Raw genomic sequence first — 23,018 nt, 5'->3', positions numbered from 1 at the left:
CATTTAGAGGGACTAAAAGGTTGTTGAATACTCAAATATAAGTTTAGTGATTCGATTTCATTTACGGTTTTACCGTAACAAGATTACGGTAAAACCGTAGTCTCTAGGCCTATCGATAGCTGAGCGCTGCTTGAAATCTCTGGTTTTAACTAAATTTTAACATTTTTTTAAATGAATCCTTTGGCTCGAGCTGCTTCAATAAGCGTTTCGTCCCTTGCATCGCTTACTGAAAATAACATTTTGAGCTGTTTCTTTCGTTTTTCTATCGCACTCAAGGACAAATCCAAATGTTCCACCAAATTCTTGGTCTTGACCCCTTGAGATAATAAAAAGAGAATTTTGCGATTGTGCTCGTCAATGTAGGTCTTGTCTATGACTGAAGTTTTGAGAACATTGTTAACGGTGGTACTGTAATAGGGCGGATTTGTTAGAATGACTTGAAAGGCTTCTGCCAGCTCCATTGAAGTCAAGTCACTTTTAATTAGAAATCCGTCTGGCTTGATGTCCTTTACGATACTGTAAATCCTATAAGACTCATTAAACATGGTCAATACCACCACTTTTGTATTTGGCATGAGATCGCGGCAAATCATTGCCAGATCTTCGCCCGATTTTATCTCCCCATCGGCAGAAGGTGGCAAACTGATATCGAAAAAACAGATATCGTAAGGTTTTTCTGCTGCTGCCTTTTGCAGCAGAACATTCGCAGCGTCACAATTGTTGGCCGTATCTATAATTAAAGTTTGGTCCTCATTTTTTGTAGCCATCAAGGTGTTTTGATAGCCTTCAATAATAATGGGATGGTCGTCTACCATTAAAATGTAAATGTTTTTCATTGGGTTAAGATTTATATGGGATGTTGATTATAACGTTCGTGCCTTTGCCTATATCAGCATCAAAGCGTAAACTTCCTTTCAATTCTGAAACTCTTGATTTGATGTTTTTGAGTCCGATGCCTTTCTTGCTTTTTTTGACGTCAAAGCCTTTACCGTTGTCACTGATTTGCAGGCCAACACTTTTACTTTCTAGAGTGAACCTAACTTCAACGCGCGTAGCTTCAGCGTGTTTATAGATATTTTGAAGGCTTTCCTGGATGATTCTATAGATGTTTATTTTGGTTTTGTTGGATATACTTTCCCAATCCACAGCATCGCTAAAATCGAAAAGGTACTCCAGCTTGTAAGCTTTGGATTGTTTCTCGATAAGTTCTGAAACGATGGTCATAAAGTTGGAGCCAGAGACAAAATCACTATTGAGGTCATGCGAGATTTTTCTAATATCTTCTTCAATCCCTTTTAGTTCAACAATATAATTTGCTCTTGATCTAATGGCATCCTTTCCTTCGGAAAAATTTAGACTGTCCAAGCTCAACCGCGTCCCGAAAAGCCGCCCGAGAATACCATCATGCATGTCTTGGGAAATCCTTTTTTTCTCGTTGGCTCTTGCCTCATCCACTTTATCCTGTTGCGACAGCATGAGATTATAGATTTCCTCGTTGGCCTTTTGCTGGTCTTTCTCGAATTTGAGCTGCTTATTTTTTGCACGTTGATTTACCACAATATACAATAAAAACAGCGCCAACAAAAGTGTGATGGATACAATTGATAACCAGATACGCTGCTGGGACATACGCTGATTTTCATCTTCAATTTTATCGGTTTCATAGCGAATACGTGCAAATTTGTTTCTTACAGATCTTTCGATCTTCAACAAACTATCCGAAAGTTGTATATGCTCCTCCAAATAAGATTGGCTATCTTCTCCATTGTTCAACCTTGCCAATAGGAGCATGGACTCCAAATAGAGCTCGTTTATTGGGATGTCTTTGGAGATGGTGTAGCTCTCTTTAGCAAAAGGGATGGCAAGCTGTTTTTTATCATTTGCCAAATAAAATTTAGCCACGTCTATGGCCGCTGAAAGCTTAGTGTACCTGTCATCAATACTATCTGACATTTTATAGGTCTTTAGAAACTCGGTTTCCAATTCCCTAAAATCGTAATCACCAGTCATGAATTTCGTGGTGTTGAAATTTATGATCACCAGCGCGTAGAAGGATGGGTCTTCACGAAGTATTTCAGTACGTTCGAGCATGTCTTCATAAATGGCCAATGCTTTTTTAAAGTTACCGTCGGCCCTGTAGGTTATGGCCAAGTTATTCTCTGTTTGCAAGCTCAACATGTCCTTTTCAGACAAATACTTGGTAAGGCCAGCAGCTTGCTGGTGGTATTTTATGGATTGCTCATAATTCTCTAACTTCAAGGTCACAACTCCCAAAAGGTTCAAGCAAATGTATTCGTCTTCATATAATGCTTCGCCCGTTTGATTCTGGAGCGTGTTGAGAATATTCAAGACCTCAATGGCATTTTCCTCACAGCCCAAATAGTCCTTTTCATCATATTGAATCGTTGCAATACTTGATAATGCGATTGCCTTCTGCTGTAGATCATTCAAGGCATCAAAATATTTATGTGCTCTTAGATAAAAATCGTAGGCTTTGAGATTGTCACCTTCAATTGCATAATTATACCAGCCTAAATTCTTGCTCGTGATAGCGATGGCCAATGAGTCGTTTAACTGGATCGCAAGATCCAAATTATCCTGACTCACCATTGCAAATCGGTCGAACTCGCTGTTGATTAAGTACGAATATGCCAAAATGCGGTTGCTATTCAAAACGGTTGAATCCTGATTTGTTTTGCTGGACAACTCACTGGCATTCAATGCGTTTTTCAACCGCTCTTCTGGAGACAGCGTTTTGTTGTTCGCCAATTCCCTTAGTTCAAGGATGCTGTCCAAGATGGGTTTTGATTGCTGTGCGCTCATAGCAAAACAAATGCACAAGCAAAGTGAAAAAATAAAATGAAAGTATTTCAAAGGTTCAAGTCATAAGGTACTCAAAGTTATCGTTTTTTATCGATTTAAGGTACCACATGGAAGAAATCAAAAAATAAGTCCATAACGCTTTCGAGTTATGGACTTTACATGAAATGAGTATGGAAATCCTATCCTTGTCCAGGAATCTTCACGCCCTTTTTAATGTGTGCCACAAAATCGATTTGCTTGTAAGACTCCACCTGAGGCTTCTCGGTTTTGGTAACCGCGTCACTGGTTTGTCCGGAAACAGTTAAAAATAGCATTGAAATAGAAAATAAAGTAATTTTTAGAACTTTCATAAAATGTGATTTTAGGGTTTAGTATTGGTCAGTTGTTAATATTTAGTAATTGCAAGGCACAAAAAAGCACCAATCGAGGGAAGAATGGATTATGACTATAGGGCATAAAAATGCCCCAACTATGTTAATGGTTGAGGGAAGACAGACGCCGAATGACGCGCTGTGCAAAAAATGGATTGATTAATTATCTTAACAAGTGATGCTTAGGGGCTTGCTAGGAATGTCTAAATTACAACAAATTGAGTTGAACTAAAAATTTATATCGGTTAAATGCTATATTACTTCGACGAAATGCATAAACTGGCAAGATAATTGTCCATAAGCTGTTGATAAAATTAATTTTGAGCAGTACAATTCTCGTTATAAGGGTTTGGTAGTTGCTCAACCTAAGTCTAATTTCCTCGAGAAACCGAAAATATGCATTTAGAAACAGATAATAATGGCTCTAGTTTAAACCAGGTATTATAACTGGGCATTACAATTTTAGGCATCATGTCGCCCTCTAATCCCTGTATCTATCGGGAGGGGCAAGAACCTGATGCCGAAAATTCAATTAATTTTGCCCAGACCCTAAGGTGAATAATTGAATGTTCTAGAATTGAGACAGCTCAAATATCTGGATTTAAAATTGAATTTAAAGAATCTACAGTTGATTAAACTAGAGCCATAACAATCAATACAGTATTAAAAAACATCAGCTCATTGCTTACATTATGGCAAAGAGGATAAGTCACTGATAAAACGTTTTACAAAAGAAGAAAAACCGCTGTGTATTTACCAAATCACTTCCGAAGTTATTCAGAATAATTGCCCGTATAAAAAGGCATATTTATACACTAATTTATCAAACCAATCATTGGCATTTAAGGCACCACCATGGCCTGCCCCAGGAATCTGGTACAACAAGAACAGCGATTCGGCACTGGCTTTTTCTTGAAGCGTTGCTAAAAATTTATAGGTATGAAATGGAGGCACGCGATCATCGCCATCACCTGTAATCAATAGCATATTAGGGTATTTTACATCTTCCATTATATGATGTAGTGGCGAATACGATTTTAGATTTTCATAATCCTCCTGATTAGTTACCGTACCAAATTCATTGATGTTGGTATTGACAGCGCCTACGGTATAATTGCCAAATCTAAGCATATCATAAGGGCCAGCTTCTGCCACAACCGCTTTAAAAAGGGCTGGTCTTTGCACTGCGGCTGCCGAAACCAACAGTGCGCCATGTGAGCCTCCATTAGCACCCAATTTACTGCTATTGGTGTAATTTTCTTCAATAAGATATTCTGCCGCAGCGATAAAGTCGTCGATCGTATTTTGTTTATTCAAACGGCGTCCCTGTAAACCCCAATCCAAACCTTCAGCACCTCCACCCCTAACATTTGGAACCGCTAATATACCACCCTTAAGCAACCAAAGCGCCTTAGACGCATTATAGCTGGGCTCGACAGTTATGCCGTAGCCACCGTAACCATATAATAAGGTGGGATTCTCCCCGTTCAATTCCACGTCCTTCAAACAGGTAATGTACATTGGGATTTCGGTACCATCCTTGGATGTGTAGTTCACAAATCGGGTCTCTAAAGCCTCAGGGTCGTAGGGTACCGATAAGGCTATTGTTGGTTCAAAGGTTAAATCTTCCAAAGACAATTGGTACCAAAGTTCAGGGTGGTAAAATGATGAAACGCTAAACTGCGTAGAGGTAGCAGTTTTGCTATTTTCATAGAGGTAATTTACCTTTTTGCCTTCAGGGAACTCTATTTTTCTTAGCAGCTTTCCTTCCAGATCAAATATCAGAGCCAATTCACTATTTCCGTTTTTGTAAACGCACACAAATTTATCTTTCCCAAGACGTCTGAGATATTTGAGCATCACGTCATATTCTGGAACCAATTCGACTGGTTGATTGGGCGTGTTCAAATCTGCAAGCAATACGCGGCCATTTGGAGCATTCCAGTTGGTTTTGATTAAGATCTTATCACCAAAAAGGGCTTCTACTGCAAGATCTAATGAGCGCTCATTAGGATAGATGAAAGCATTTTTAAAATCGATGGCCATGTCATCTACCGTTGCGATTGAAACAGATCGATACACAACCTGTTCATGCAGGTATGGTTTATAGAACAACAATTTGTCATTGAACTTTCCAAAAGTGAAACCATTGGTGCCGGTGTTATCAGGGTTGACATAAAGCAAATGATCATTTGATTGGGGCTTGCCAAGCTCGTGATAAAATAGTTTTTGTCCGGTCGCCATATCCAAGAGTTCTCGCCCCTCAATTGCTGCCTCATAGCGATCATAGTACATGTTCTTGTCATCCCAAACCAGGTCACCGCCTTTTCTGATGTATTTTAGGTGGTGCTCAAACTGCTCTCCATTTTGTAAATTGAAAAAGTAGAGTTCGCACCAATCGCTACCATTACGTGCTATTTTTATAGCCACTAGGTCTTCGTCCTCATTGACATTCCTACTTACGATTTCGATATTCTCATCCTTATCTGTGGTAAAATCCTTGATATCAACTAATCTTTTATAATTGCCTTGATCCCTTAATCGATACAATAGGTTTGGGGAACGGTTTAGGTTTTGGTATTTATACTTAAATTCATATTTAGATTTCTCAATTTTGTCATCGCCCGGGCTACCCTCAATATCGTCTTCCCTTACGCCGTTGTACATGGTGGTAATTTGTGTTCTTAGATCCATCACTGGCAATTTCCGTTTAACCTTTCTCACCAATTTGCTTTGAGCATCGAACCAGGCTGTCAAGCGCTCGTCATTCACATTCTCCATCCATTGGTAAGGATCATTAATTACCGTACCGAAATAAGAATCGCTGGTAGAATCTTTTAAAACAACTGGATAATCGTAGGTTTTTTGTGCGAAGGCTTTTCCTATGATTACAAAACATAGGATAGTTAGGGTAAATTTGGGCATACATTTTTAGTTTTTGTTGGCTCATTTTGTTTGAGCTTGCAAACTATCCCATTAAACGATAACATGCAAAAAGAATAGAGTACAATCGACAAGTTGCAGTAGGATTTTATGATTTTGACGCCACCTTAAAACAAAAAAGCATCCCGATTCTGTTATAAAACAGAAAAGGAAAGCCTTTCATTGGTAAGCATCCAGCTTGACTGGATATCTTACAACTACGTCCCAACTTTCATCGGAACAACACAACATCATAATATTGCTAAAAAAAAGCCCCAATTTACATTGAAGCTTTTTAGCAATTGAGCGGTCTGGACGGGACTCGAACCCGCGACCTTCGCCGTGACAGGGCGACATTCTAACCAACTGAACTACCAAACCGTTGCCTTATTGCGGTTGCAAATATACACCCCATTTTCAATACCGCAAATATTTTTACTAATAATTTGACCGATCTCTAAATAAATTTTTGCCGCTCTACCAGGTAGGTGGTTAGTATACGATCGAAGCTCTTGTTGATATCTGCCTCTACATACTTGATTTGATATTGACTACACTTTAATCTTATGGTCTTAAAATAATCTTTTACCGCAGTTTCATAACCTTCCTTAATGGTGTCTGGGTAAACGTTGATAAATTCATTGGTCTCCACATCTATAAAACGTCTGGGCCTGTTGTCAAAATCAAATTTGAGTTCCTTTTGCCCATCAAACACGTGAAACAGCACCACTTCGTGCTTATTGTGTTTTAAATGTCGCAAAGCCTCATACAATTTGGCATCGTTTGATGTGGTTTGAAGCATATCTGTAAAGTAGAAAATCAAGGATCGTTTATGGATTTTCTCAGCTATTTGATGCAGATAGGTATAAGTTTCTGTTTGTTTGTTCTCCACTTTGGTACTCGCCATTGCACTTAGCTGGGACAACAACATTTGATGGTGGCGCTCACTGCCCTTTTCGGGTGCGTAATAATCGTAGGCATCACTGTAAATACTCATCCCAACAGCATCGCGCTGCTTTTTTAAAATCTGCATCAATGCTGCGGAAGCTAAAGCGGAAAAAGCAATCTTGTTTAAATTACTGATGCTAAAGGCCTTCAAATCTGGATAATGCATAGAACTGCTGTTATCAATGATGAGATGGCACCTCAAATTGGTCTCATCGTCATAGCGCTTGGTGTACAGCTTATCGGTCTTGGCAAAAAGCTTCCAATCAATATGCCTGGTGCTTTCACCTTGATTGTAGATTTTGTGTTCAGCAAATTCCGCAGAAAACCCATGAAACGGACTCTTATGCATCCCAGCAACAAAACCCTCGACCACTTGTTTGGCAAGTAAGTCGAGGTTTTTAAATCCGCCTGTTTTATTGAGTTCTGCTTGTAAATCCATCCTCTCTAGGTCTCCCCAAAGGGGAGAAGTATTAATTTTGCTGTGAACAAGACTCTTATCGTTTTGGGACGCTTTTAGAACCAGTACTTAATGCTCTCGCTCAAAGTAAATTCTAATTATCCTAAAGTTTAAATTCAACGCTTAGTCTTTTCCTTGTATATATCGCTATGTACTATTTTCTTACGACCATAAAATTCCGGTGCAAATAAATGTATTGATCCTATTCAGCCACATTCCCCCTTTGGGGGTTAGTGGGCAATTTAGGAGGCAACACCATCCACAATCCCGTAAGCCACAGATTCTTCAGCATCCATCCAATGGTCACGGTTGAAATCTTTCATGATTTTCTCATAGGTTTGATCGCAGTTCTCTGCCAAAATCTTGGCGCTCAATTCCTTGGTTTTTAAGATTTCCTGAGCGGTAATCTCTATATCACTGGCTGGGCCACGCGCACCGCCACTTGGCTGGTGAATCATGACTTTGGCGTTGGGTTGGATAAAACGTTTCCCTTTTGCGCCTACCGACAATAAAATAGACCCCATTGATGCCGCCAAACCGGTACAAATGGTGGAAACCTCACTGTTGAGTGATTTAATACAATCATAAATTGCGAATCCCGCGGTCACATACCCACCAGGACTGTTGATGTATAAATGGATATCCTTAGTCTCTAAGCTGTCTAGATACATCAATCGGTCCACAACGTGCTTGGCCGATTTGTCATCCACTTGTCCCCAGAGAAACACCTTGCGGTCTTCCAATAATTTACCATCTATAATGTCTTGTGCTTTTACTTGCTTGCTCATGTTTAATTTGTTTGCTTTAAAAATAAAAAAAGGTTTACCATAATGGCAAACCTTTTATCATTTCTTTTGGTTTATCTACTACAATAACGCGTCAATCGCATCAGTGTACGCATTTTTAGGTGCTACGCCAACTTGACGGCCTACAACCTCTCCGTTTTGGAATACCAAAACCGTAGGGATGTTACGCACGCCATATTTGGCAGCAAACTCTTGATTTGCATCAACGTCCATCTTACCTACAATTGCTTTTCCTTCATATTCGGTGCTGATCTCATCAATGATGGGTCCAACCATTCTGCAAGGTCCACACCAAGCCGCCCAAAAGTCAACCACTACGGGCTTATCACTTTTTAATACGGTTTCCTCAAAGGTTGCATCTGTTATTTCTAATGCCATAATTATATGTTCTAAATGTTTAACTTCTGTTTAAGTCACAAAATTAGGTAAAATTTTCACTAAAACTTGTAGGCTTAACATTTGTTTTGGTTATGACTGAATTGGTGGAGTTTATGAGTGTTATTGCGTTTCTCAAATTGAATCATGACATAGCGATTAATCAAGACAACAATTCTATGGGCAACACATTTACTTTTTCCAATCTAAAACCAAATTCCTTATTGCCAAACATTCATCTCGGCAATGCATGTTAATTTTGATCTCAATTGAATTCACAAATTAGATTTCATTTGAGCGGTAGTTGTAACGGCCCTAAGGAGGATTAGTTGCGTATTTCAAGCACTAACATAGCAAATAAAAGGAACTATAAAATCCGAAAGGATTTTCAGGATTAGGACAAGCTTAAGCCATTAATTATACACGGCTTGTTGTGCGTACTTATATTGTCCGAATGCTGTTCAAATATTCTTCCGCTGTCATCACTGGAATTAAAGATTTTTTAAAATCTTTTCCGTTTCTTGTAATAATTATATCGCAATTTGAATCTACAGCACTAAAATATTGAAGTGAATCTTCAAAATCTTTAAATGGAGAATTTAAGCCTTTTTCAATTGTTTGCTCGTCTAATTTGCAGATTTCACTGATTATTTTAAATTTTCTAAGTTTTTCCTTCGCTATCTTTGAACTTTCACTTTTTGCTAGAAAATAATTTACTGTTGCAAACGAAATTGGGGAGACCAGCATTTTAACTTTTCCTTTGTCCGCTAAAGTTGCCAATTTCGCAATTGGCTCATAAAACGGATGTCTCTCTCCAAGGAAATCCAACATAATATTTGTATCGATGAAAAGTCTGTTTTTCATTTGTGTTTTTCCAATAAGTAGTCTGAATATCCTTTTTTATGGTCTAAATCAGCAGGAATGCTTGTTCCGGTTGAAATACTTTTCACAAAAGGAGAGATTTCGAAATCATCTTTTTTATTTTCAGTTGTTAAGGCTTGAAGATAAAACTCAACGATTCTAGATAGGCTTATTTTTTTATCGGAAGCATATTTTTTAGCTTTCTCGATAATTTCTTGATTTAGCTTCAATGTCAGTTTTGTATCCATAATATTTTAGTTATACGTACAAAATTAATTAAATTATCCGTATTTCTGGGTTTTGCAATGACTTTTGTTGGTAGGATAATTACGCACAACTCATTTTATATGCCACAAGGTTGGTCTTATTTTTTTGGCACATCCCCGAAGTATCGGGGACCGGGCTGTTCGCTGTATCTTTTTATTTGGTGGCTTCGACAAGCTCAGCCACCAAATAAAAAGGATGCCGCTTCCATCCCTTGCGCAAATTCGTATTTGGAATATTCAATTTTAGTAATAATTGAATGTTCGTCCTTTGGGCACCGCGAGGAGGTGAATTGCAAAAAACCAATAAACTGAAGACTATAAATCCACAATAAGATTTGTCTAGATATTTACAGCGCTAAACTCTCGATTTCGCAAGTAATATATATGATAATCTAGATGCGAAGTGCAGTGCCGATAAGTAACTTTCGGCATGTGATAAAATTATTAATTGAGTTTATAAGGAAGGTTATGTTGTTCCAGTTGATCTAAAAATGGCTGTGAAATATGCACTTTTTGCTTTCTGCTCGGCATGTTGAGTTTTATCTTTTCATCATTGTCGTACACTACAAAACTCAATGCTTTTTCGCCTTCGTGTAATTTTACAAGACGATTAATCAATTCAATATGATCTTCTCTCAAATCCCTGATGTCCAATTTTATGGAAAGCTTTTTAGCATACGTTTCCATGACATCGTGCAGCAACTGAAAACTATTGAACTGCAATCGCGGGTCGCTTTTTTTACCGGTCTCTCTATTGACCCAGCCTTCACGAATAAAGGATTTGACGTACACAAAGTTATTCTGCACCAAGAAGTGACGGTATTTTAAATATTCCTCTCCAAAAATCCTGAATTCGTAACTATCTGTATAATCTTCCACCATAAAAATGGCCCAGCCTTTACCCTGCTTGCTTACCCGATGTATCACATCGGTTACCACGCCACCAAAGGTCACTTCCCGATTCACATAGTTGCCCATCTCATTGAACATTGCCAAAGTACCACTGCAGAAGGTTTTCATTTCGGTTTTGAAATCATCTAAGGGGTGGCCAGAAATATAGACGCCCACCACTTCTTTTTCCTGCGCCAATTTTTTCATGGTGCCCCACTCTTCACAAGCTGGCACCATGGGTTCTGCGATTTGCACATCACTGGCTGCACCAAATAAACTCACTTGGGCTGAATTTTCATTCTCTTGGTGTTTGGCGCCATATTTAATGGCTTTTTCCAAAAAGGTAATTCCATCGCCTTCATCTAAAAAATATTGAGCCCGATGGGTGGTTCCAAATCCGTCGAAGCCTCCTGCGAGTGCCAAATTCTCAAAGGCTTTTTTATTGGCGGCCCGTAAATCAATACGTTTGGCCAAATCAAAAATGGATTTGTAGGCGCCTTCTTCCTTGCGATGTGCCACAATGGTTTTAACCGCACCGTGACCAACACCCTTGATGGCTCCCATCCCAAAACGGACTGCCCCGGCTTGGTTTACCGAGAACTTATAGTAAGACTCGTTCACATCTGGCCCCAAAACAGGAAGGCGCATGCGCTTGCACTCTTCCATGAAAAAGGTCACTTGCTTGATATCATTCATGTTGTTGGATAGCACCGCTGCCATATATTCCGCAGGATAATGGGCTTTTAGGTAGGCGGTTTGATAGGCAATCCAAGCGTAACAGGTGGAGTGGGATTTATTGAAGGCGTAACTTGCGAAGGCTTCCCAATCTTTCCAGATTTTCTCAAGTTTATCGGCATCGTGGCCTTTGGCAGCGGCCTGCTCAATAAACTGCGGCTTCATCTTATCCAAAACCGCAATTTGTTTTTTCCCCATGGCCTTCCGCAACACATCGGCTTCACCTTTGGTAAATCCTGCCAGCTTTTGGGAGAGTAACATCACCTGCTCTTGATAAACGGTAATCCCGTAGGTTTCCTGCAAATATTCCTCCATTGCAGGCAAATCATAGGCGATCTCTTCATCGCCATGCTTTCTGCGTACAAAACTCGGGATATATTCCATGGGTCCCGGGCGGTACAATGCATTCATCGCAATGAGATCCTCAAAAACAGTGGGTTTTAAGTCCTTGAGGTGTTTTTGCATTCCCGGCGATTCATACTGAAAAACACCTACGGTTTCTCCCTTTTGAAAGAGTTCATAGGTTTTTTCATCATCTAAGGGAAAACTGTCTGGATCCAACAAAATATCGTGCTTCGCCTTCACGATTTTCACAGTGTCTTTGATTAAAGTCAGCGTTTTTAAGCCGAGGAAATCCATCTTCAGCAACCCTGCATCTTCAACCACGGAGTTGTCAAATTGGGTCACATACAAATCGGAATCCTTTGCCAAGGCCACGGGCACAAACTTGGTAATATCATCTGGCGTAATAATCACACCGCAGGCATGGATTCCCGTATTTCTAACCGAGCCTTCCAAGATTCTGGCGAGGTTAACGGTTTCCGCATCGAGGCCGCGACCTTGAGAAATACTGATCAATTCATTGACTTTCTCGAGATCTTCAGCCCTAAATTTACTGCCCAATTCTTTTTCTGAAAAACCAAATATCTTGTTCAGCTTAGACATGGTGGGGATCAACTTTGCGATGCGATCGGCCTCAAACAATGGCAAATCCAGCACACGAGCCGTATCCCGAATACTAGACTTGGCAGCCATGGTACCGTAGGTAATGATTTGCGCCACTTGATTGGAACCGTATTTCTGGATCACGTAATCCATGACCCGGCTGCGCCCTTCATCATCAAAATCGATATCGATATCTGGCATGCTCACACGGTCTGGATTTAGAAAACGCTCAAAAAGCAAATCGTACTTTAAGGGATCAATATTGGTAATCCACAAACAATACGCCACCACCGAGCCTGCTGCCGAACCACGACCAGGTCCCACGGAAACGTCCATGTTTCGGGCTTCACGGATAAAATCTTCCACAATGAGGAAGTAACCGGGATAGCCAGTATTTTCAATGACACTAAGCTCAAAATCGAGACGCTCTTTGATGTCGTCGCTAAGATCACTGTAGCGTTTTTCGGCACCTCGATAAGTGAGATGTCGCAAATAGGCGTTCTCACCGCGTTTGCCCTTGTCCGCTAAATCGGCATGGTCCTTAAATTTATCAGGAATATCAAACGCTGGCAGGAGCACATCGCGCGCCAACTCAAAACCTTCAATTTTATCAACCACTTCCTGAATATTACTTATCGCTTCTGGCACATCCTTAAACAAGGATTTCATTTCTTCTGCCGATTTAAAGTAATACTCTTGATTTGGCAAGCCATAGCGATACCCGCGACCGCGACCAATTGGCGTGGCCTGTTTTTCGCCGTCCTTAACACATAATAAAATATCATGGGCGTTGGCATCTTCCTTTTTGCAATAATAGGTGTTGTTGGTCGCCACCAATTTCACATCGTGTTTTTTGGCGAAGTCGATGAGCACAGGATTCACGCGGTTTTCATCTTCTTGATTGTGACGCATGATCTCCATATAAAGATCTTCGCCAAATTCCTGCTTCCACCAAAGCAAGGCTTCTTCGGCTTGATTTTCACCAACATTTAATACCTTGCTTGGCACCTCGCCGTAAAGGTTTCCGGTCAATACAATGAGGTCTTCCTTATACTTTTGAATCAATTTTTTATCGATTCTTGGCAAATAGTAAAACCCATCCACAAAAGCGTGCGACGAGAGTTTTGCCAAATTGTGATAGCCATTTTTGTTCTTGGCAATGAGCACGATTTGATAGCCATTGTCCTTCCGGCTTTTATCGGTATGGTCTTCACAAACAAAAAATTCACAGCCAAGAATGCCTTTGATTTCCTTGTCTTTAGGAAGTTCACCGCGCTCCTTGGCCTCTTTATTTTTTGCGCCAACTGCCCTATTGTGGCTGTTAATGGCCTTCACAAAATGGAAAGCCCCCATCATGTTGGCATGATCGGTCAAAGCTACCGCTGGCATTTTTTGTTCTGCAGCTACAGAAACCAAATCGGCGATACTAATGGTGGATTGCAATACCGAAAACTGCGAATGGTTATGCAAATGCACAAAATCGACTTGTTTTAATTCGGAAATATTCTCCTTGATCTCTGCTTCAGAGATGCCATCATTTTGCAACTTCTGAAGCCGCGCGTTGATTTTGGCACTTTCTTTTTTAAGATTGATGTGTTTTAAACCAATGAGCTGAATTGGCTGCGGGTTCTCCTTATGGAATCGCTCAAAATAATCGGGCTGAACGTCAAGTTGTTCTTTGGTATACTTTCTTAAACGGATGAGCTCGAGGAAACATCTCGTGGTGGCTTCCACATCGGCAGTGGCATTGTGTGCTTCAGAGAAAGGCTTATGAAATAAAAATTGGTGCAGCTCGGTTAGCGTTGGCAATTTGAATTTCCCGCCTCTTCCGCCAGGGATTTGGCAAAGACTGGCCGTATGCTCGGTGCAGGTGTCTAAAACTGGTAATTGCTGAAGCTTATTTTCGATGGCTTCCCTCACAAATTCCGCTCCCATGATATTGAGGTCGAACTTGACATTCTGTCCCACCACAAATTTGGTTTTCGCTAAAGCTGTATTGAATTTTTCCAAAACCTCATGTAGCGGCAAGCCTTGTTCTTTGGCTAATTCCGTAGAAATTCCATGGATTTTCTCAGCATCATAGGGAATATTGAAACCTTCGGGTTCAACAAGATAATCCTGATGCTCGATACAGTTGCCCATCTCGTCATGCAATTGCCAAGCGATTTGGATGCATCTCGGCCAATTTTCAGTATCGGTAATGGGGGCGTCCCATCGTTTTGGTAAGCCTGTGGTTTCGGTATCGAAGATTAAATACATATTTCCCCTCTTAGTCTCCCCCAAGGGGAGAAATTAAATCGTTATAAAAAAATGTTGATTTACTTTCTGAAGAATTTTTCAAAAAAAGTAAGTTTATAAAATTACGAAGAACCGCTGTTTTTGTAAAGCCAATTCTTCAGGAGTTGTAAACAAAAAACCCGGACCGTTTGGTCTGGGCTTTCCGAAGAAAAATAGGTTATTAGTATTATTCCGCATCCAAATAATCGGGAATACCATCTCCATCACTGTCTAAGGCGTCCTCTGGATTGCCGTCCATATTAGGATCGGCATTTTCATCAATGGTTAAAATAGTATCGCCATCATCGTCATTATCTAAATAATTCACGTCGCCATCGCCATCGGTATCGGCTGGGTTGCCGTCTTCGTCCTTGGCTTCATAAAGGGTCAAAACGCCATCGCCATCATCGTCGTTATCCAAATAATTAGGCGTACCATCATTATCCAGATCGTCGTCCAATAAATCGCCATTGCCATTGAAATCCTCAAAATTATCTGGAATGCCATCTGCATCGGCATCGCCACAAGTCAAGGCATCGATTGCATTTTGAATCGCGCCATTTGCATCGCCACAAACCTCTTTTTGCTGTTGCAAATAGAACTCATAATTGGCACAGGCATCAACATATTGACCAATAGAAGCTGCATTGAATGCGGCTTCAGCGGTATTTCGGTTTACCAAAGCAAAATCACAAGGAAATGCACAGCTGTTTAAGGCCTCAATATCGGATGCGACACTGCCATCGGCATCTGAGCAAAATGTAAGTTTTCGGTTCAATGCCACGCCATAGGCCTGACAGGCATTAATAAAGGTCTCACGATCTATATAAGCCAATTCAGAAGAAAAAGAATCGAAGTAAGCTAATTTTGTACTGGAAACCGCCGCCTCTGTATCTTCACAGGTTACGATTTCAGTAGGAAAGTTGCCAGAGACCAAAGGCACCCGATAAAAAATCCCCTCGTTGTAGCCGATGGAGTTAAGCCCAGATTCATCAAAAACCAAAAACTCAAAAGTCCCGGTAAAGGTATTATTGCTGATTTCATCAATCTTCACAAATCCCAATTCAGGATATAAAGAAATACTATCTGCTGGCCTATTGTTGGTGGAATACACAGTGCCGTCCACTGTAACTACTTGGGCTTCTCTAGCATTCACTTCGCCCAGCACATAAGTACCTACTTGAACCGTTGGCACCCTTAGATTCACAGTCTCAACATTGTTGCTGCCAGTGATCGTTAAAAATCCGTTATCATCAATACTGGCGCTAAAAGCGTCTGCTCGCCATAACACATAATCCTTATTGCCTTGAAAGGCGGGGTCGTTGAATTCGGTGTCGTCGCAACTCACTAAGCTAATGGCAATTATAAAAAGTAATGCTAGTTTTTTCATTTGGTATGTTGTTTTTTCTACACTAAGAAGAGGTAAAAATTGGTTAAGACTTAGGCTATGAAGGTTCAAAAGTATGATAAAATTTCAAAACATTGTTGTTAGTTAGATACATATGAAAAATTAGAAGCGTATCTAATAAAAATAAAGTATCGCAAATTGAATTATTGTAGTACCTTTGCGCCTTATTAATAACAAAGGTCGCGAACCTTACAAATTAATTATTTATGCCAGTAAAAATCAGATTACAAAGACACGGTAAAAAAGGGAAACCTTACTACTGGATCGTAGCAGCAGATGCACGAGCAAAAAGAGACGGTAAATACCTAGAAAAAATAGGTTCTTACAATCCAAACACCAATCCAGCAACTATTGATCTCAACCTTGATAGTGCTGTAAAATGGTTACAAAACGGTGCACAACCTACAGACACAGCTAGAGGAATCCTTTCTTACAAAGGTGCCATGCTAAAAAATCACTTAGCTGGTGGCGTTAGAAAAGGGGCTTTGACTGAAGAGCAAGCAGAAGAGAAATTCAATGCTTGGTTAGACGAAAAAGGCAACAAAGTTCAAGCTAAAACCGACAATCTTTCTCAGGCCGATGCAAAAGCGAAAGCAGATGCACTTGCTGCAGAAAAAGCAGTCAATGAAGCAAGAATTGCAGCTGCGACTCCTGTAGAGGAGCCACAAGCAGAACCTGCCGCTGAAGCTGAAGAAGCAAAAGCTGAAGGCGACGCTGAAGCAACACCAGAAGCAGAAGCAACTGAAGACGCAACTGCCGAAGACAAAAAAGAACCGAAAAAAGAAGCCTAAGACCTCCTTTTTTATACTTTTAAACTCCGATACACATGTACCGGAGTTTTTTTTTGGCCTTTCGCCAAGCAATGAAACCAACTATCACTTGAGAAAACGCAAGAAAATTTTCATTCTCTTAGTCACTGTATTGATAATTGGGTTACTGATTCCGAAAAAAATCAATAACCTCGGTAAAAGCCCACGACGTATGAACTGAAAGATGTTCTTTGTATTTAGAGACAAGCCTAGGGAATAAAACCCTCAGGAGGGATTTAGGAATGCCTGTGCAAGGTGCAAACAGCTCAGATTATAACCCAAAATCCTTTTGGTTCTATCGCTGGGGGAAATCGGTCACCCATAAAGGCGTGGATATTTTTGCGAAAAAGGCAGCAAAATCAATGCATCAACAGCGGGATTGGTTTTATACGCGGGCAACATACGTATGGGTGGCAATGTGCTGCTCATATTGGGTCCCAAATGGCGCTTGCATTACTATGCACACCTGGACACTTTGCGATCAAGCGCTCTTTCGTTTGTGAATCAAGAAACTGTGATAGGCACAGTGGGTGCTACCGGCAATGCTGCTGGAAAATCGCCTCATTTGCATTATTCCATAATGACAGTGATCCCTTATGTTTGGCGAATTGACAGCGACAAACAAGGTTGGCGTAAACTGTTTTATCTCAATCCAATGTCTTACTTTTAAGTCCATTAAAAATGGCTTAGTACTCTAAACCCGCAGTTCAAACTTGAATCTAAATCATGAAAAATCGCGATTTTATCTGTTTGTATCCTCTCGGTTTGGCTTTTGCTATATAAAAGGACACCAAAGATTCCGTTGATGGCGCATAAGTCAAACAAGAAATGCAATGCGATAAAGCCAAATCAAAACGCTTTCTTAAATTTGCACCAATGCTATACGTTTTATTTAGAAACCATTTATTAGCTGTTTTCGATAGTTCGGAAATTAAAAACCATTTCACATGAACAAGAAAGATTGCTTCTTCTTAGGGAAAATCGTTAAGAAATACAGCTTTAAAGGCGAGCTGATGATCAAATTGGATACCGATGAGCCTGAGCTATACGAAGACCTGGATTCGGTTTTTGTGGACCTTCGCAATAACCTCGTTCCCTTTTTCATCGCGTCCTCACAGCTGCATAAATCGGAATTGTTGCGCGTCAAGTTTGAAGATGTCGATACCGAGGCTGATGCCGATTCACTACTCAAATGCGGACTCTATCTTCCCTTGGAATTCCTGCCGAAACTGGACGACGATAAATTTTATTTCCATGAAATCATAGGGTTTACTGTCGAAGACAAACATTTTGGAACCGTTGGCATTATTACGGCAGTCAATGACTCTACCGCACAATCCCTATTTGAAATTGATCGCGATGGCACCGAAATCCTGATCCCAATGAACGATGCTTTTATTGAAAAAGTGGATAAAAAGAACAAAACCATTTTTGTGGATACGCCAGAGGGATTGATTGATTTATATATAAGCCCATCCTAAATCCTTCCCTAAGGGAAGGACTTTCATTCCAATGAAAACAGCATTTAAATTCAAACAATTTAGTGTCAATCAAGACCAATGTGCCATGAAAATCGGTACCGACGGAGTGCTTTTGGGTGCTTGGGCAACGATTGCGCATCATCCCTTTTCTATATTGGATATTGGCGCTGGCACTGGTGTTTTGGGTTTGATGCTGGCGCAGCGAAGTGACGCTGAAATGATAGACGCGATTGAAATCGATGATGCTGCTTACGAGCAATGTGTTGATAATTTTGAAAGCTCGCCTTGGAGTGACCGCTTGTTCTGTTACCATGCCGCTTTGGAAGAATTTGCTACCGAGACTGATGACACTTACGACCTCATCATTTGCAACCCGCCATTTCATTTGGCCACCTTAGATTGCGAAGTTTCAGCAAGCGAAAAAATGTCCAAATCTCGTGAAACCGCACGCTTTCAGGACGCCATGCCTTTTGAACATTTACTGGAAAGCGTAGCAACATTACTTTCTGAAGAGGGTCGGTTTTGTGTGGTTATTCCTTATTCCGAAGAAGAAAAATTCAAGAGCTTGGCCAAGACCTTTTCACTTTTTCCGCAGAAAATAGGTCGCTTACGCGGAACGCCTTCCGCAGAAATCAAAAGAAGTCTTATTGATTTTTCGTTCGCTGAAACCTTGCCTGAAATCTCCGAACTCATCATTGAAACCACACGCCACAATTATACAGCCGATTACATTCATTTGACCAAGGATTTTTATTTGAAGATGTAGCCCTTCGCCAATGTTTGTGATATTCTTAGAAATTTTGGGCTATTTATTCGGAAAAACCCTTCCTATAAATCTGGATCGTTTCTTTTTAAATGGCTCCTATTTAAATTTATAACAAACTAAAGCTTCCGCTTTGTCAAATTTTGACGTAGTTTTATACTGTCTAACCTTTTATACCCTCGCGCTTGAACACTGAAAAAATAGATATTTCCGCAGTTAACTTGATAAAGATGCTTTTCATTATTGGCGGTCTGCTGGCATTATTTTACTACGGAAAAACCCTCATCATGCCCTTACTGGTTGCTGCCATCATTGCAATTTTGCTCGACATTCCTGTAAAAAAGCTCAAAAGCCTGGGATTGCCAAACTGGCTCTCCATAACCTTATCGGTTCTATTTATGATTGTGATCTTTTCGTTGCTATTTTGGCTTCTAAGTTCTCAAATAAATAACATGGCACAAGACTGGTCAACGATTAGAGACAAAGCGACCGAAAAACTGAACTCACTATCACAATGGGCAAACAAAAGCCTCAATTGGGATTACCAAGATTACATTGAAAATAATAAAAAGTTGGTTAAAAATGCTGAAGATTTTGCCGGTGCATTTTTATCTTCCCTGATGACCCTACTCTCGCAATCGCTCATCATTTTTGTATATATCATTCTTTTTTTAATGCAAAAGCAGCAGTTTGTGAATTTTTTCAAAAAACTGTTTTCAGATCAAAAAGCGATAAGCTCCCTGTTGAAAACTGCCGCTAAAATCACAAAAAGCTATTTCGTGGGAAAAGGAAAAATCATGTTGTTCCTTTTTGGCATTTACTATCTTGGGTTTATGCTCGGCTCCGTCCCTTACGCTTTGTTTTTAGCCTTGTTCGCAGCACTATTTTCCATAGTACCCTTCGTGGGGAACATCATTGGAGGTGGGGTTGCGGTAATTCTTTCCTACCTCTATGCAGGTTCAACGCCGGCACTCATTGTAATTGGCGTGGTTTCGGCAGCCCAGCTCGTTGAGAATTATGTGCTAACGCCTTGGATCATTGGAGACGAAATCAATTTGAACCCTTTCATGACCATCTTCGGCATCATTTTGTTCTCCGCATTGTGGGGTGTTGTAGGCGCCATAATCGCTTTGCCTTTGATAGGCGTGTTAAAAGTGATATTTGACCACACCAAAAACATGGAAGCTTATGCCTATTTATTAAAAAAAACAGACTGACACCGCGCTTTTCAAAACCAGTTTGCTTTGTGTCACTTCTAAAGTATTCACAAAAATTAAAGCCTTTCAAACTTCGGAAAAAGAAGCATTAAATTGTTAACTGCAATCGTTTTCGTTATTTTTGCAAACAAACAAATTCACGCCATAATGAAGCCAGATCTTTTTGAAGCCCCAGATTATTATAACTTGGACGATTTATTTACAGAAGAACATAAATTAGTGCGCAATGCCGCTAGGGATTGGGTAAAACGCGATGTCTCTCCCATCATAGAAGAATACGCCCAAAAAGCCGAATTCCCGAAACAGATCATTAAAGGTCTTGCGGAAATTGGTGCTTTTGGCCCGTACATTCCTGAGGAATACGGTGGCGCAGGGCTCGACCAAATTTCTTACGGCCTCATCATGCAGGAGATTGAACGTGGCGATTCTGGTGTAAGGAGTACAGCATCTGTGCAATCTTCACTCGTAATGTATCCCATTTGGAAATACGGTGACGAAGCGCAACGTAAAAAATACCTGCCAAAATTAGCATCTGGAGAATGGATGGGCTCTTTTGGTTTGACCGAACCCGATCATGGTTCCGATCCTGGTGGAATGACCACCAATTTCAAGGATATGGGCGACCATTACCTTTTAAATGGCGCAAAAATGTGGATCTCGAATTCCCCATTTTGTGATGTCGCAGTGGTTTGGGCGAAAAATGAAGAAGGTCGTATTCACGGCATCATCGTTGAACGTGGGATGGAAGGTTTTTCAACTCCCGAAACACACAACAAATGGTCGCTTCGTGCCAGTGCAACGGGTGAATTGATTTTTCAGGATGTGAAAGTGCCTAAGGAAAATCTGTTGCCCAACAAATCGGGACTGGGTGCGCCTTTGGGTTGCTTGGATTCCGCGCGCTTTGGGATTGCTTGGGGTGCTATTGGTGCTGCGATGGATTGCTACGATACTGCTTTACGCTATTCTAAAGAACGTAAACAATTTGGAAAACCCATTGGACAGTTTCAATTACAACAAAAGAAATTGGCGGAGATGATTACCGAAATCACCAAAGCCCAATTATTGGCCTACCGATTAGGGCAGTTAAAAAATGAAGGCAAGGCAACCTCAGCACAAATCTCCATGGCCAAACGCAACAATGTGGATATGGCGCTAACAGTGGCCAGAGACGCAAGACAGATGTTGGGTGGTATGGGCATCACTGGAGAATACAGCATCATGAGACACATGATGAACCTTGAAAGTGTGGTCACTTATGAAGGGACTCACGATATTCACTTATTGATAACTGGATTGGATATTACAGGCCTCAGCGCCTTCAAGTAATTCCTGCGAAGGCACGAATCTTTAAGCAAATACAGCAAGGACATTAGAGCTGAAATAATAATAAAAATACTTCCAAACTTACGGAAGTATTTTTTTGTTTCAGAAATTGAATCTTCAAAGTCATGAAAAAAAATCTTCTTATAATTTTCACAGTCGGTCTTATCAGCTCTTGCAGCAGCAGTGGCGTTGTTGTGAAAGCGCCTATTGCACCCACCGACATTAGCATTGACCTTCTGGCTTTGGGAGACAGCTACACCGTTGGAGAAAGTGTTTGCGATAGTTGTAGCTTTCCAGAACAACTTAAGGATAGTTTGCTAGCCAATATTACATCTGATCGACCGGTTAACTTACGAGTCATTGCCAAATCAGGTTATACTACAACTAAATTAAAAAACGCAATTGCTTCAGCAGAAATCGCAAATTCCTATGACATCGCAACCCTAATGATCGGTGTGAACAATCAGTATCAAGATAAGTCTCTATCCATCTATAAAAAGGAATTTTCAGATTTGGTGCAAACTGCCATTAGGGCCACAAAGGGCGATAAAGATAAGGTCATCGTGCTTTCCATACCTGATTATGGTTTTACACCTTACGGTCAAAATAGCGGTAATGCTAAAACGATATTTAAAGAACTCAATGTCTATAATACCATTGCTGAAAATTACTGTGAAGCTCAAGGGGTCACTTTCTTAAACATAACCGATATCACGCGACAAGGAATCCAAAATCCAGATTTAGTGGCTTCGGATGGTTTGCATCCTTCAAAATTGGCATACGCTAGATTTGTAGCGCGAATGATTCCAATTGTACTGCAGAAGCTTGATTAGGCCTTAGGTAGTAAGCAGTGGGTAGTGGGTAGTGGGTAGTGGGTAGTGAAAACTAATTATTAAAATTTGGAGATTTACTGAAGTGATTTTTTTTTCAGCTCGCTTTCTTGAGATAACCTGCAGGCAAGCAGGCTCATTTTATTTCGATTAAGACTCAGGCGCCAATTCTACTTCCAAACCTTCTAAATCTTTGGTAATCCGGATTTGGCAGCCAAGGCGGGAATTGTCCTTCACATAAAAAGCCTCGCTCAACATAGCCTCCTCTTCATCCTGCATTTCTGGCAGTTCGTGATTGGATCGCACATAACATTGGCAGGAGGCGCACATGGCCATCCCACCGCAAATGCCGATGCTGCCTTCTGGAGCCAATTCGTAAGAGCGAACCACTTCCATTAAGTTCATGGCCATATCGGTTGGAGCTTGAATTTGGTGTTTTATGCCTTCTCTATCTATGATAGTTATGTTTATATCTTGTTCTTCCATATTTATTACGCAGAGATTCACAGA

18 protein-coding genes, 1 tRNA gene and 1 pseudogene are annotated in these 23,018 nt (G+C 40.5%); 7 read left to right on the top strand and 13 right to left on the bottom strand.

All coding sequences use genetic code 11. From position 1 onward, the window contains the following. Nucleotides 1-167: 167 nt before the first annotated feature. From ESY88_RS13295 to ESY88_RS13245, 12 genes and pseudogenes are all read right to left on the bottom strand, one after another. Nucleotides 168-836 (bottom strand): response regulator, encoded by a 669-nt coding sequence (locus tag ESY88_RS13295; RefSeq protein ID WP_147087241.1) that lies wholly within the window; start codon nucleotides 834-836, stop codon nucleotides 168-170. Between the two features lie 4 nt (nucleotides 837-840). After that, entirely contained in the window at nucleotides 841-2,823 is a 1,983-nt protein-coding gene (locus ESY88_RS13290; protein ID WP_147087240.1) for an ATP-binding protein, read from the bottom strand. 179 nt (nucleotides 2,824-3,002) lie between these two features. Continuing rightward, nucleotides 3,003-3,173 carry a hypothetical protein gene (locus ESY88_RS21090; RefSeq protein ID WP_189702604.1) on the bottom strand — a complete coding sequence of 57 codons (171 nt, stop codon included), beginning with the start codon at nucleotides 3,171-3,173 and terminating at the stop codon, nucleotides 3,003-3,005. A gap of 798 nt (nucleotides 3,174-3,971) precedes the next feature. After that, nucleotides 3,972-6,119, bottom strand: a complete 2,148-nt coding sequence (locus ESY88_RS13285) for a prolyl oligopeptidase family serine peptidase (protein ID WP_147087239.1) — start codon at nucleotides 6,117-6,119, stop codon at nucleotides 3,972-3,974. Between the two features lie 304 nt (nucleotides 6,120-6,423). After that, nucleotides 6,424-6,497: transfer RNA gene (locus tag ESY88_RS13280), tRNA-Asp, on the bottom strand. Between the two features lie 76 nt (nucleotides 6,498-6,573). Further along, nucleotides 6,574-7,503, bottom strand: coding sequence for a DUF58 domain-containing protein (locus ESY88_RS13275; RefSeq protein WP_147087238.1), 930 nt, complete (start codon nucleotides 7,501-7,503; stop codon nucleotides 6,574-6,576). A 260-nt stretch (nucleotides 7,504-7,763) separates the two neighbouring features. Then, the gene (locus ESY88_RS13270; RefSeq protein ID WP_147087237.1) at nucleotides 7,764-8,309 is read right to left on the bottom strand and encodes a ClpP family protease; all 546 of its coding nucleotides are present in this window, start codon (nucleotides 8,307-8,309) and stop codon (nucleotides 7,764-7,766) included. Nucleotides 8,310-8,387: 78 nt separating this feature from the next. Next, nucleotides 8,388-8,714 (bottom strand): annotated as a pseudogene (trxA, locus tag ESY88_RS13265) (thioredoxin); the annotation flags it as partial. Between the two features lie 429 nt (nucleotides 8,715-9,143). Continuing rightward, on the bottom strand, nucleotides 9,144-9,566 hold the full coding sequence (locus ESY88_RS13260) for a type II toxin-antitoxin system VapC family toxin (RefSeq protein WP_147087235.1): 423 nt from the start codon (nucleotides 9,564-9,566) through the stop codon (nucleotides 9,144-9,146). Continuing rightward, a complete protein-coding gene (locus ESY88_RS13255; protein WP_147087234.1) occupies nucleotides 9,563-9,811 on the bottom strand; it encodes a DUF6364 family protein in 249 nt (82 codons plus the stop codon). Before ESY88_RS13255 ends, ESY88_RS13260 begins: the two co-directional genes overlap by 4 nt. Before the next feature lie 462 nt (nucleotides 9,812-10,273). Then, nucleotides 10,274-14,659, bottom strand: coding sequence for a DNA polymerase III subunit alpha (gene dnaE / locus ESY88_RS13250; RefSeq protein WP_147087233.1), 4,386 nt, complete (start codon nucleotides 14,657-14,659; stop codon nucleotides 10,274-10,276). Nucleotides 14,660-14,864: 205 nt separating this feature from the next. Further along, on the bottom strand, nucleotides 14,865-16,067 hold the full coding sequence (locus tag ESY88_RS13245) for a DUF6252 family protein (protein ID WP_147087232.1): 1,203 nt from the start codon (nucleotides 16,065-16,067) through the stop codon (nucleotides 14,865-14,867). A 224-nt stretch (nucleotides 16,068-16,291) separates the two neighbouring features. Here ESY88_RS13245 and ESY88_RS13240 point away from each other — a divergent pair, with 224 nt between their 5' ends. The 7 genes from ESY88_RS13240 to ESY88_RS13210 all read left to right on the top strand — a co-directional run bounded on the left by ESY88_RS13240 (nucleotide 16,292) and on the right by ESY88_RS13210 (nucleotide 22,511). Continuing rightward, nucleotides 16,292-16,876 carry a 30S ribosomal protein S16 gene (locus ESY88_RS13240; protein WP_147087231.1) on the top strand — a complete coding sequence of 195 codons (585 nt, stop codon included), beginning with the start codon at nucleotides 16,292-16,294 and terminating at the stop codon, nucleotides 16,874-16,876. A 397-nt stretch (nucleotides 16,877-17,273) separates the two neighbouring features. Further along, complete coding sequence (locus ESY88_RS13235; protein ID WP_262713103.1) at nucleotides 17,274-17,564, top strand: M23 family metallopeptidase; 291 nt, start codon at nucleotides 17,274-17,276, stop codon at nucleotides 17,562-17,564. A gap of 277 nt (nucleotides 17,565-17,841) precedes the next feature. Continuing rightward, nucleotides 17,842-18,375: a ribosome maturation factor RimM gene (gene rimM, locus ESY88_RS13230; protein ID WP_147087230.1), complete on the top strand. Its 534-nt coding sequence runs from the start codon at nucleotides 17,842-17,844 to the stop codon at nucleotides 18,373-18,375. Between the two features lie 31 nt (nucleotides 18,376-18,406). Next, nucleotides 18,407-19,141, top strand: a complete 735-nt coding sequence (locus ESY88_RS13225) for a tRNA1(Val) (adenine(37)-N6)-methyltransferase (RefSeq protein ID WP_147087229.1) — start codon at nucleotides 18,407-18,409, stop codon at nucleotides 19,139-19,141. Nucleotides 19,142-19,323: 182 nt separating this feature from the next. Next, entirely contained in the window at nucleotides 19,324-20,355 is a 1,032-nt protein-coding gene (locus ESY88_RS13220) for an AI-2E family transporter (RefSeq protein ID WP_147087228.1), read from the top strand. Nucleotides 20,356-20,502: 147 nt separating this feature from the next. Then, the gene (locus ESY88_RS13215) at nucleotides 20,503-21,681 is read left to right on the top strand and encodes an acyl-CoA dehydrogenase family protein (protein ID WP_147087227.1); all 1,179 of its coding nucleotides are present in this window, start codon (nucleotides 20,503-20,505) and stop codon (nucleotides 21,679-21,681) included. 122 nt (nucleotides 21,682-21,803) lie between these two features. Next, nucleotides 21,804-22,511, top strand: coding sequence for an SGNH/GDSL hydrolase family protein (locus ESY88_RS13210; protein ID WP_147087226.1), 708 nt, complete (start codon nucleotides 21,804-21,806; stop codon nucleotides 22,509-22,511). A gap of 147 nt (nucleotides 22,512-22,658) precedes the next feature. On the opposite strand, the gene ESY88_RS13205 is transcribed toward ESY88_RS13210, so the two are convergent. Beyond that, nucleotides 22,659-22,994, bottom strand: coding sequence for a 2Fe-2S iron-sulfur cluster-binding family protein (locus ESY88_RS13205; protein WP_147087225.1), 336 nt, complete (start codon nucleotides 22,992-22,994; stop codon nucleotides 22,659-22,661). Nucleotides 22,995-23,018 lie beyond the last annotated feature (24 nt).

This window comes from Subsaximicrobium wynnwilliamsii (assembly GCF_007997225.1).
Taxonomy (GTDB): domain Bacteria; phylum Bacteroidota; class Bacteroidia; order Flavobacteriales; family Flavobacteriaceae; genus Psychroserpens; species Psychroserpens wynnwilliamsii.
This window is presented reverse-complemented; position numbering and strand designations above follow the sequence as displayed.